We start from the raw sequence: 9,384 nt of genomic DNA on the forward strand, positions 1-9,384 counted from the left end.
GGCAGCATTACGGGGACTGTAGGCGGTTCGACCGTGGTCGGGGTGGGCGGTGCAGGCGGTGGCGCGGTGGGTATTCTTTCAACCGGAGGGGCCGCCATCGACGTCCAATCCGGAATCGCGATCACCGGTGGGGCCGGCGGCAGAGCTGATGGTCCCCCGGCACCGGTGATCACCGCCGGCAGTGTACAGGTCAATCCGGGTGGCCAGATTCTAGGTGGAGCCGGCGGCGTGGCGGGAGTGGGCTATAGCACTGGCCTGGGAGGCGCGGCAGTATCGATTGGCGCTGGCACGGTCGTCAACTTTGGCACGCTTCGTGGCGGCGCGGGCGCCATGGCGAATTTCTCCGGCCAAACCGGCGGCCAGGCCGTATTGGCGGGCAGCAATGTTACCGTCGTCAATCGAGGGACGTTGGAGGGTGGGCAACACCTAGGCCAGACCACGCGTCAAGCGGTTCTCTTTCAAGGTTCCGGCAATCGGTTGGAGTTGTGGGAGGGATCCGTCACGACGGGAGACGTCATCTTCGCGGGAAGCGGCAATACGTTGGCCGTCGGTTCTGCCAGCGGGTCGCCGACTTCGATCACGATTGATGGCAGCCTGCAGTTGGGCAGCGGATCGTTGTTCGAGGTGCGGGCCAATTCGACAGGGCAGGCGGACCAGGTCTATGCAACGAATGTGGCCAATGTGGGCGGTACCGTGAAGGTACTGGCGTCGCCCGGGGCCTGGGCCGAGAATACGCGCTATACCATCGTCCGGGCGGGACAGTCGGTGACGGGGGGGTTTTCGGCCGTGACGTCGAACTTCGCTTTCTTGACGCCCTCGCTTGTGCAAGGCGCGACGGATATTGAATTGGTGATGCAGAGGCAGACATCTGGGGGGCGACCGATCAGCTTCGCGGATGCGGCGGACACCGCAAACCAAAAAGCCGTCGCGGGCGCGATCGACTACTTGCCGCCCAATAACGAGGTCTATCGCACTGTGTTGAACCTCGAGACCGGGGCTCCTCCCGCCGCGTTCGCCGCCCTGTCGGGCGATATGCACGCGACCTCGAGATCCGCATTGCAGGCAGATGCCTTGACGGTTCGCACGGCACCACTGAAGCACCTGCGCGCGAATCTTGTGGCAGCCATGGCGCCAGGCGCGCCAACTGCGCAACTCGGAGGTAGCGATACCACCGCAAGCGCCGCGGCGTTGCCGTATTCCACGGCTCTTCCAGCGTGGGCCGAGATCATCGGCAATTGGCAGCGATTTGATGGTGATGGCAACGCACCGGGGGGGCGACAGTCGACGGGAGGCGTATTCGTGGGAGCGGATCGCTCTGTCGGCGCGGGTTGGCGGCTGGGGGCCGCGCTGGGATATACCAGTGGCACGTTGATGGTGGACGACCGGTCATCCAAGTCCGGTATCGATAGCTATAGCGCCCTGTTGTACGGCGGCAAGGCATTCGAAGTCGGCATTGATCACCTGAACTGGCTCTTGGGCGCTGCGTATACGTGGCACGACATTTCGAGCGAGCGGCGCGTCTCCCTGCCAGGCCTGGACCAGACCTTGCGCGCCGACTATGGGGCGAGCACCAGCCAATTCTTTACGGAACTGGGCTATGCGATGCGATTTACCGGTGTGACGCTTGAACCGTTTGCGGGCGTCGCCTGGAGCGATCTGCGCACACGCGGTTTCTCGGAAACGGGAGGGGCGGCGGCGCTCTCCGGCCGCAGTGCGCGCGATACGCAAACGATCACTACGCTGGGCCTGCGGGCCCAGGCTCCGGTTTCGCTGGGGCGGTTGGATGGTGCCGTGCGTGGCGCATTAGGGTGGCGGCATGCCTTTGGCGACGTACAACCCGTATCGGAAATGGCCTTCGATGGCGGGCGCGTTTTTACCGTTGCCGGGGTAGCGATCGCGCGGGACGCTGCGTTGGTGGAGCTGGGCATGGATATGGCGATCTCACGCTCGGCAACACTCGGCATTTCATACAGCGGTCAATTCGCCAGCAATACGCGTGAAAATGCCGGTACTGTCAGCCTGAGGTGGGCGTTCTGACCCGATCGAAAGCCTGCCCGCGTCGCGGGCGTTCCGGCCATTGCCAGACTGTGGCCGCGCATCGGCCTTCAGGCCAAGGCGCGGACCATATCGACACTGGTACGCAGTTGCCCTCCCAGGTCACGTATTTTTGTCAGGAATGAAGCCTGGGCGCTCGCAAAGCCCGTGACCGGGCTGATACAGTCGGTCAGCAGCACAATGCGTGACAGGTTGCCGCCGGGCAGGTGCTCGGTGAGGTGCTCGACCGTCGCCTTGACGCAGTGGCTGCCGGCTTCGCCGGCCACGATGACGAGGTCGGCGCGATCCAGCGAGTCGAGCAGGTTGCGGTTGAGTTGGGTGCGAGGGTCGTCGGCGTCGGGTACTTCGGCCATCAGGGCGCTGTAGTGCTCGGTCCAGGGATTGGCGCCTTTCGGCACCTTGCGCACGATAAACTGGCGTTCTTCTTCCCAGCGGCCGTAGGCGGCACGCACGTCCGCGTGGACGTTGTGGCCCCAGGTGCCGATCTCGCAATGCACGGGCCACACCATCAGGGTATAGCGGCCACGCGCTTCCAATTCATCCAGATAAGACAGCGTGCGCGGCAGATCGTCGACATGGCGCGGCTGGAAGGCGCCGGAACGCACCTGACTGGCGGTGATGGGCGTGAAGGGTGATACTGGCCGGCCGTCACCGGTGCGCCAGAACGTGGGATGGGCGATGTCCAGCCTGTGGTGCGAATCCAGCGTGACGGTAATGGCTGACAGCGAGGGAGCCGCAGCGTCGATGAAGCGCGCCAGCCGTTGCATGTCGGCATGGGCACCGGGCACCGGCAAGGCGGGTGCGACTGCTTGGCCGGTCAGCGGGTCGGTGGGCAAGTACGTCGTCGGAAGATCGCAGAAATCGTTTTGCGGATCGATGATCAGTAGATGAACGGAGCGCGACATGGATGCATTGGCAAGGAGTGAATACGGAATATAGACCGGGCGCGGGTTGGGCGCGAGCGGCATTAGCCGGCTGGAAAACCAGGGAGCGGAGCCATGAGAGGCGCCGACCGTCATCTTCGCCCAGGGGTCTCGATTCCGTCATACCCGCGTCCCATCGTCATGGGGCCTGCACGGAAGCGCCTCCCGTATCAGAACAACACCAGATGCCGGGAGATATCCGGCAGCTGCCGCAGCAGCGCCCGCCACAGAAACCATAACCTCGCTAGCGCAGCCGCCGCGATGGCCCCACCGATGTAGAAAACCATGATCCACTCGCTCCTAAAATCGCACGATCGTGCGAAATTTGTCGAAAGAAATGCCGGCTCATGCCGGCGATCTGTGTGACGACTACTCGATGTACTTGAAACTGCGATAGGTCGAAATCAGGCGCTCGTAGGCGGCCCGCACCCGTTCGCGCGCCTTCGGATCGCGCAGGAAGCGGGCATCGTGCATCAGCCCGATCATCAGGCTGTAGACCTCGAACACGAGCTGTTCGGGATCGGTATCCGGGCGCAGATGGCCTTCGTCCAGCGCCTGTCGCACCGTGCGCACCATCACTCCACGCCAGCGGCGCAGGTTGTTTTCCAGGATCTCGCGCAGAGGGGATTCGACATCGTCGAACTCGAAGGCGCCGGCGACGTAGATACAGCCGGTCAGCAGCTCGACATTGCACGCACGCTCGATCCACAGGTTCATCAACGCGTTCAGGCGCGGCAGGCCGCGAGGCCGGGTCATCGCGGGCGTGAAGACCGCGGCGACGAAGCGGCGCTCGTACTCGTCCAGAACGGCCTGCTGCAAGGCCTCGCGCGATCCGACCCGCGAAAACACACCGCTCTTGCTGATGTCCAGGCGTTTGGCCACCTGGCCGAGCGACAGGCTTTCGAGCCCCTGGGCGGCGGCCATGTCCAGGGCCGCGTCCACGATGGCCGCGAAAGTCAGCTCGCTTTTTTCGGTCTTGGCAGTCATGCGATCGAATTTAGCACGACTGTGCGAAAAATGGCGACCTCTTGCAGATGCCGACCAAAAAAAACCGGACAGCCGAGGCTGTCCGGTAGGGGGGATGCGTCGCCGTGGCCGGCGGCAATCAGGCCTGGGCGGCCTTGAACTCCAGGCGGAACTTGTGCAGCAGTGGCTCGGTGTAGCCGTTGGGCTGGGTCAGGCCTTCGAACACCAGCGCGCAAGCCGCCTTGAACGCCAGCGAGCCGTCGAAGTTGCCGGCCATCGGCAGGTAATGGGGATCGCCGGCGTTCTGGCCGTCCACCACCTTCGCCATGCGCTGGAAGGTTTCCATGACCTGGTCGCGGTTGGTGACGCCGTGGCGCAGCCAGTTGGCGATGTGCTGGCTGGAGATGCGCAGCGTGGCGCGGTCTTCCATCAGACCGACGTTGTGGATGTCCGGCACCTTGGAGCAGCCCACGCCCTGGTCGATCCAGCGCACCACGTAGCCCAGGATGCCCTGGACGTTGTTGTCCAGTTCCTGCTGGATGTCGGCGGCGGACCACTTGGAGCGATCACCCACGGGCACCGTCAGCAGGCCCGCCAGCAACTCGTCGCGCACGCTGTCGAGCCGGGTGCGTTCGAGTTCCTGCTGGACCGCCTGCACGTCCACCTGGTGGTAGTGCAGCGCGTGCAGCGTCGCCGCGGTCGGCGAAGGCACCCAGGCAGTGTTGGCGCCGGCCTTGGGATGTCCGATCTTCTGTTCGAGCATGGCTGCCATCAGGTCGGGCATGGCCCACATGCCCTTGCCGATCTGGGCGCGGCCGCGCAGGCCGGCGTCCAGGCCGACCAGCACGTTGTTACGTTCGTAGGCGGTGATCCAGGCGGTGGACTTCATGTCGCCCTTGCGCAGCATGGGGCCGGCCTCCATGCTGGAATGCATTTCGTCGCCCGTGCGATCGAGGAACCCGGTGTTGATGAACGCCACGCGCGACGCCGCGGCCGCGATGCAGGCCTTGAGGTTGACGCTGGTGCGGCGCTCTTCATCCATGATGCCCATTTTCAGGGTATTGCGCGGCAGGCCCAGCAGGTCTTCGACGCGGTCGAACAGCTCGCTGGCGAATGCGGCCTCCGCGGGGCCGTGCATCTTGGGTTTGACGATGTAGACCGAACCGGTGCGCGAGTTCAGCTTGCGATTGCGGTCCTGCAGCGCCGCCAGGCTGGTGACCACGGCGTCGAGGATACCCTCCGGGATCTCCTGGCCGTCGCGGTCGAGCACGGCCGGGTTGGTCATGAGGTGGCCGACGTTGCGCACGAACATCAGCGAACGGCCGTGTAGCGTCAGGGCCGAGCCGTCCGGACGCGTGTACTGGCGGTCGGGATTGAGCTTGCGGGTGAAGGTCTTGCCGCCCTTGGTGACGGCTTCGGTCAGGTCGCCCTTCATCAGGCCGAGCCAGTTGCGGTAGATGTGGACCTTGTCGTCGGCGTCGACCGCGGCGACCGAGTCTTCGCAATCCATGATGGTGGTCAGCGCGGCCTCGACCAGCACGTCCTTGACGCCGGCCGCGTCGGTGGCGCCGATGGTATGGGCGCGGTCGATCTGGATCTCGAAATGCAGGCCGTTGTTCTTGAGCAGGATGGCGCCGGGAGCCGCCGCGTCGCCCTGGTAGCCGGTGAACTGGGCCGGGTTCTTGAGCGTGGTGGCGCCATTGGCCAGCGCCACCTTGAGCTGGCCATTCTCGACCGTGTAGCCGCGGGCGTCGGTGTGCGAGCCCTGCGCCAGCGGCGCGGCCTCATCCAGGAAGGCGCGGGCGCGGGCGATGACGGCGCGACCGCGTTCGGGGTTGTAGCCGGCGCCGCCGTCGCCGGGCGTGGCGGGAATCGCGTCAGTGCCGTACAGCGCGTCGTACAGGCTGCCCCAGCGCGCGTTGGCGGCATTCAGGGCGTAGCGGGAGTTGGACACCGGCACCACCAGTTGCGGGCCGGCCTGCTGCGAAATCTCGGTGTCGACATTGTCGGTGGTGGCGCGCACGCTGGCCGGTTGGGGCAACAGGTAGCCGATGCCTTCCAGAAACTGGCGGTAGGCGGCCGGATCGGCGATGGGACCGGGATGGGCGCGATGCCAGGCGTCGAGTTCGGCCTGCAGGCTATCGCGTTCGGCCAGCAGGGCGCGGTTCTTGGGCGCCAGGTCATGCACCAGGGCAGCGAACCCCTTCCAGAACGCGTCAGCGGCCAGCCCGGAGCCGGGCAGCGCCTCTTGTTCGATGAACTGGCTGAGATTGGCCGCCACTTGCAGGCCGTGGTGCTGGATGCGTTGAGTCATGCGGATCTCTGACGGTAGGAGGTCTGGACGGCGCGCGCGCCGGGCGAATCTGTCCACACATCATCGTTCGCGCCCGCCGCAAAGTCCATATCAAAACCTGCTGGTCATACCAGTTTGTTTTCGCCCGGCTCGGCAAACATCGTTTTTTTATGGTTTTATATCAGTTACTTACGCAGGTGGTAGGCGGCAGGCGGTTTGCTGTTGGCGCTTGGTCATACCACTGGTCCGGAGAACGCATGCACGCGGAAACTGAAGCGAAACCCCGCCAGGTGGCGGATGAAGTGGCGGAGCGCATCGAGCGCCTGATCCTGGACGGCGTCCTGAAGGCTGGCCAGGCGCTGCCGTCGGAGCGGCGGCTGACGGAAAAGCTGGGCGTGTCGCGCACCGCGCTGCGCGAAGGCCTGAAACTGCTGCGCGCGCGTGAAATCATCCACACTTCGCAGGGCAAGGGTTCGTTCGTGGCGCGCATCTCGAAGGTCGACGCCGGGCCGCTGATGCACCTGTTCAATTCGCAACCGCGCACGCTGTACGACCTGCTCGAAGTGCGCTCCCTGCTGGAGGCCGATTCGGCACGGCTGGCGGCCCTGCGTGGCACGCAGGCCGACTTCATCATGATCCGCCGCCGTTACGACGAAATGGTGAACGCGCAATCGGCCGACACCGCCACCCATGCGCACCTGGATCACGCGTTCCACCTGGCCATCTGCGAGGCCTCGCACAACCCGGTGCTGGTGCATACGCTGCAGTCGCTCAACGACCTGATGCTCGGGTCGGTGTTCGCCTGTGTCAACAACCTGTATCACCGTGAACCCGCGAAGCGCCAGATCGACAAGCAGCACGCGCGGCTGTTCAATGCCGTGATCGCGCGCCAGCCGGAGCAGGCGCGCCGCGCCGCGGCCGACCATGTCGACAGCGTGCGGCAGAACCTGGCGGAAATCGAGCAGGAAGAACAGCGGCTGGTGCGGGCGACACTGCGCCTGGAAGGCTGGGCCTAGCCGCGTTGCGCGCGCCAACGGTAACGACGGCCGCGCGTTGCGACGGCTCGCGGCCTACCGTCAGCGACCATCGCCGCCCTCAGCGGTCCTCGGTCATGGCGCCCGCCAATGCCAGCGGCTTGCCGGCATAGACGCGGCCAAAGCGGTTGCCCAGCAAGGCTTCCAGCGGGATCTGTTCCTGGCCCACGAAACCGCGTTGCGGCAGCGTGCCCTGTGCCACCAGGTCCAGCGCCGCGCAGATGCCGGCGGCCGTGGACAGCTGGATGGCGCTGAGTCGGTGGCCGTCGACGTCCGCGCCGAATACGCGGATGGGGTATGACTCTTCTTCCAGCCGGCCGTGGCGATGGCCCGAGGCCTGCGCCTGGATCACGATCACGTCCTGCTCGGTGGTGGGAATGGCGGTTTCGAAAATGTCCTTGAGCAGGTCGCGGCGATCGCGCAACCGCAGATCGTTGAGCAGCAGCTTCATCAGATTGCAGTGGCCGGGATAGCGCACCGACTTGTAATCGACATTGCGCGCGCGGCCCAGCAGCGTTGCAGGCAGCGTGCCCAGGCCGCCCGAGGTGTTGAAGGCTTCGTACTCGACGCCGTCCAGCGCGAAAGTCTCGTAGCCCTCCAGCGCCGGCACGCTGGTCAATTGGCCGTCGACGATCGCCTCGCATGGGTTGCAATATTCGTTGATGAGCCCCTCGGTGCTCCAAGTCAGGTTGTAGCGCAGGCTGTTGGACGGATAGCGCGGCAGCGCGCCCACGCGCATGCGCAGGTCCAGCAGCGTGTCGAAGCGTCGCGCCAGCGCATTGCCGACGATACCGATGAAGCCCGGAGCCAGGCCGCACTGCGGCATCAGCACGGCGCGGGCGTCTGCGGCCAGCGCCTGGATGGCATGGGTGCTGGCGACGTCTTCGGTCAGGTCGAAATAATGTACGCCGGCCCGCGCGCACATCTGCGCGACGGCGATGGCGCGGTGGAATGGCAGGGCGTTGACGACCGCATAGCGGCCCTCGATGCAGCGGGCCAGGGACGCGTCGTCCGAGATCTGGCGGGTGTCGCAGCCCAGTTCCGCGACGAGGTTCAGTCGTGCCGGGTCCTGGTCGGCAACCAGGACCGAATAGTCGCCGCTGCGTTCGAGCATCAAGGCAATGGCGAACCCGATTTTGCCGGCGCCCAGGAGGAGGACGGGCTTGGTGGAGGTGGACATGGTGCGGCTCCTGCATAGAGGGGGAGGGATTGGCCTCATCCTATGCGCGGGCGCTGTCGATTTGTAGATAGCAAAGCGTCGTAACGGCTATGAGTGGCGTCGTTATGACTTAATTGAATGTCGAATCGTCAAAAGAAAAGCCCTCCGGGTGAGGCCGGAGGGCTTTGCGGGTGGATTGCGGGCCTGGAGACCAGGCCGTGCAATCAGCTGCCCATGGGGGGGTAGTCCATATTGCCGAAGGTGACCAGGCCTTCCGCCTTGGCCTGGGCCAGTTCGGTTTGCACCTGGCTGCGGCTCAGCGACGTGGCAGCCGCGTGCGGGGCGGGCGGGTAGTCCATGTTGCCGAAGGTGACTTCACCGGCGTTCTTGGCCTGGGCCAGCTGTTCCTGCACTTGCTGCGAGGTCAGGCTGGACTTCTGGGCGATGGCGGCGGGGTAGCCTTCTTCGCCGAAGGTGTATTGGCCCGAAACCTTGGCTTGTTGCAGTTCGGCCTGGACCTGGGCGCGGGTGGCGCCTTGGTCGGCTTCAGCGGCTTGGGCGCCGGCGGCCAGAACGGACATGGACAGCATCAAAGCGGTAGCAAGGGTTTTCATAGCAGACCTCCATATGTCTTGAGCTTGGGATCCGATCCTCTGGCCTGATTGCCGGGGGTCGCTTGCTGTGTCCCGATGAGATGCATTCTCGGCCTAAATAACCCTGGGATAAACCCTTATTCTCTGAAAACATCTTTCCAAAATAAGTACTAATCGCCCGATAACTTACCAAATGGCACCATGGGTGGCGATATTTCCATTTGATGACGCAATAGGTAGTGGTTGGCGGACGAGCGACCCCCATCGGCGCCGTGCGTCCGGCCGTTGTGGGGGCGGCAAGGCGCGCCGGCGGTCGGCGGGCGGGCGAGTGACGAAGTGGGAGGGGGCGAGGCGGGATACG

At 64.9% G+C, this 9,384-nt stretch carries 7 protein-coding genes; 2 read left to right on the forward strand and 5 right to left on the reverse strand.

Features of this window, described 5'->3' with window-relative positions; translation table 11 throughout:
• On the forward strand, positions 1–2,037 hold a 2,037-nt coding region (locus DK459_RS20530), incomplete at its 5' end, for an autotransporter outer membrane beta-barrel domain-containing protein (RefSeq protein ID WP_233256843.1).
• Between the two features lie 68 nt (positions 2,038–2,105).
• Here the strand turns inward: DK459_RS20530 and DK459_RS20535 are convergent.
• The 3 genes from DK459_RS20535 to DK459_RS20545 form a co-directional block, all read right to left on the reverse strand.
• Complete coding sequence (locus DK459_RS20535) at positions 2,106–2,960, reverse strand: cysteine hydrolase (RefSeq protein ID WP_035184205.1); 855 nt, start codon at positions 2,958–2,960, stop codon at positions 2,106–2,108.
• Between the two features lie 387 nt (positions 2,961–3,347).
• Entirely contained in the window at positions 3,348–3,965 is a 618-nt protein-coding gene (locus DK459_RS20540; protein ID WP_006389671.1) for a TetR/AcrR family transcriptional regulator, read from the reverse strand.
• 118 nt (positions 3,966–4,083) lie between these two features.
• On the reverse strand, positions 4,084–6,258 hold the full coding sequence (locus DK459_RS20545; RefSeq protein WP_070543022.1) for a malate synthase G: 2,175 nt from the start codon (positions 6,256–6,258) through the stop codon (positions 4,084–4,086).
• A 236-nt stretch (positions 6,259–6,494) separates the two neighbouring features.
• Between DK459_RS20545 and glcC the strand changes: the two genes are divergently transcribed.
• Positions 6,495–7,253: a transcriptional regulator GlcC gene (glcC, locus tag DK459_RS20550; protein WP_006389673.1), complete on the forward strand. Its 759-nt coding sequence runs from the start codon at positions 6,495–6,497 to the stop codon at positions 7,251–7,253.
• A gap of 79 nt (positions 7,254–7,332) precedes the next feature.
• Here glcC and DK459_RS20555 read toward each other — a convergent pair whose 3' ends face one another.
• Both DK459_RS20555 and DK459_RS20560 read right to left on the reverse strand, forming a co-directional pair.
• On the reverse strand, positions 7,333–8,451 hold the full coding sequence (locus DK459_RS20555; RefSeq protein ID WP_006389674.1) for a saccharopine dehydrogenase family protein: 1,119 nt from the start codon (positions 8,449–8,451) through the stop codon (positions 7,333–7,335).
• Between the two features lie 203 nt (positions 8,452–8,654).
• Positions 8,655–9,044, reverse strand: coding sequence for a DUF4148 domain-containing protein (locus DK459_RS20560; RefSeq protein ID WP_006389675.1), 390 nt, complete (start codon positions 9,042–9,044; stop codon positions 8,655–8,657).
• Positions 9,045–9,384 lie beyond the last annotated feature (340 nt).

Origin of the sequence: Achromobacter sp. RW408, from assembly GCF_003184165.1 — a bacterium.
In the GTDB taxonomy this organism is placed as follows: Bacteria; Pseudomonadota; Gammaproteobacteria; order Burkholderiales; family Burkholderiaceae_B; genus Achromobacter; species Achromobacter xylosoxidans.

Excerpts from the sequence above, each read along its gene's own strand:
- DK459_RS20535 (WP_035184205.1), bottom strand. The coding sequence starts at position 2,960 with ATGTCGCGCTCCGTTCATCTACTGATCATCGATCCGCAAAACGATTTC.
- DK459_RS20540 (WP_006389671.1), bottom strand. The coding sequence starts at position 3,965 with ATGACTGCCAAGACCGAAAAAAGCGAGCTGACTTTCGCGGCCATCGTG.
- DK459_RS20545 (WP_070543022.1), bottom strand. The coding sequence starts at position 6,258 with ATGACTCAACGCATCCAGCACCACGGCCTGCAAGTGGCGGCCAATCTC.
- glcC (WP_006389673.1), top strand. The coding sequence starts at position 6,495 with ATGCACGCGGAAACTGAAGCGAAACCCCGCCAGGTGGCGGATGAAGTG.
- DK459_RS20555 (WP_006389674.1), bottom strand. The coding sequence starts at position 8,451 with ATGTCCACCTCCACCAAGCCCGTCCTCCTCCTGGGCGCCGGCAAAATC.
- DK459_RS20560 (WP_006389675.1), bottom strand. The coding sequence starts at position 9,044 with ATGAAAACCCTTGCTACCGCTTTGATGCTGTCCATGTCCGTTCTGGCC.